Origin of the sequence: Aeromonas tecta (assembly GCF_000820185.1) — a bacterium.
GTDB classification, from domain to species: domain Bacteria; phylum Pseudomonadota; class Gammaproteobacteria; order Enterobacterales; family Aeromonadaceae; genus Aeromonas; species Aeromonas tecta.
Genome location: NZ_CDCA01000042.1, coordinates 1 through 1,567 on the forward strand (window position 1 = coordinate 1; position 1,567 = coordinate 1,567).

Below are 1,567 nucleotides of genomic sequence, written 5' to 3' on the forward strand. Positions count from 1 at the left end.
AGGCTTTTCGAGGCACCGACTGGCTTAACTGCGTTGCCGCTTGCCCTGTCGATGGAGGCGCATTATAGGGAGTTGAAACTTGCTGGCAAGGGGTTAATTGCAAAAATATGGCTTTCGTCGCTCGTTCGCTCACAAAGCCATCGATTTGGATGCTAAGCCATCGAAATCAGTGTGCCGCTGGCACAGAAACGGCAAAATCGTGCAGATTGTCATAAACCGCATCGGCCAATGCTATGCCTGTATCCGTAATTGGCTTGCCGGTACGCACCATTACTTTGTGGCCAACCTTGGCATTCATTGCTGCACTCAGATCGGAAGGCTTGTCACCCACCATATAAGAACGGCTCATGTCGATGCCCAGCTCCTGTTGTGCCAACAACAGCATGCCAGGTGCTGGTTTACGGCAATCACAGGGCGCCCCGTGATCCGGGTGATGAGGACAGAAGTAGATACCATCGAGATCCACGCCCCGATCGGCCAGTGACCAATCCATCCACTCGGTGAGGTTCATGAAGTCATCTTCACTGAAGTAACCGCGCGCGATACCGGACTGGTTGGTGACCACGATCAACTGGTAGCCTTTCTGCTTCAGCAGTTGCATGGCATCGATCACGCCGGGCAGGAAATGGAAGTCATCGACCTGGCTGACATAACCAGTGTCTTCATTGATGACACCGTCTCTGTCCAGAAAAATGGCGGGCTTACTCACGGGGACTACCTCGGTAATGGATGTTTGAAAAGTATCTCACAGGGCAGATAAAGCCCCAAAAAGTAAAAGGGGCGGCCGAAGCCACCCCTTTTATGTGTGCAGATAGCGAATCGATTAAGCGATTACGCTAGCAACAACACCAGCACCTACGGTACGGCCACCTTCACGGATGGCGAAACGCAGGCCGTCGTCCATCGCGATCGGTGCAATCAGGGTAACAACCATTTTGATGTTGTCGCCTGGCATTACCATTTCTACGCCTTCCGGCAGTTCGATGGTACCGGTCACGTCGGTAGTACGGAAGTAGAACTGAGGACGGTAGCCCTTGAAGAACGGGGTATGACGACCACCTTCTTCTTTGGACAGAACGTACACTTCAGATTCGAACTTGGTGTGCGGCTTGATAGAACCCGGCTTGGCCAGTACTTGACCACGCTCTACGTCTTCACGCTTAACGCCACGCAGCAGTGCGCCAACGTTCTCACCGGCACGACCTTCGTCCAGCAGTTTGCGGAACATTTCAACACCGGTACAGGTGGTAGAAACGGTGTCTTTGATACCGACGATTTCGACGGTCTCACCAACTTTAACGATACCGCGCTCAACACGACCGGTAACAACGGTACCACGGCCAGCGATGGAGAAGACGTCTTCGATAGGCATCAGGAACGGCAGGTCGATTGCACGCTCCGGCTCCGGGATATAGGTATCCAGGTGGCCAGCCAGCTCGATGATTTTCTCTTCCCAAGCAGCGTCGCCTTCCAGCGCTTTCAGGGCAGAACCACGTACTACCGGCAGGTCATCACCCGGGAAGTCGTACTCGGTCAGCAGTTCACGCACTTCCATCTCGACCAGCTC

General features: G+C 53.8%; 2 protein-coding genes. Both read right to left on the minus strand.

The annotated features are described in order from the left end of the window. Nucleotides 1-166 precede the first annotated feature (166 nt). Complete coding sequence (gene gmhB / locus BN1137_RS19220; RefSeq protein WP_050720135.1) at nt 167-709, minus strand: D-glycero-beta-D-manno-heptose 1,7-bisphosphate 7-phosphatase; 543 nt, start codon at nt 707-709, stop codon at nt 167-169. 114 nt (nt 710-823) lie between these two features. After that, nucleotides 824-1,567: elongation factor Tu (locus tag BN1137_RS19225; RefSeq protein WP_157433552.1), on the minus strand; the 744-nt coding region annotated here is incomplete at its 5' end.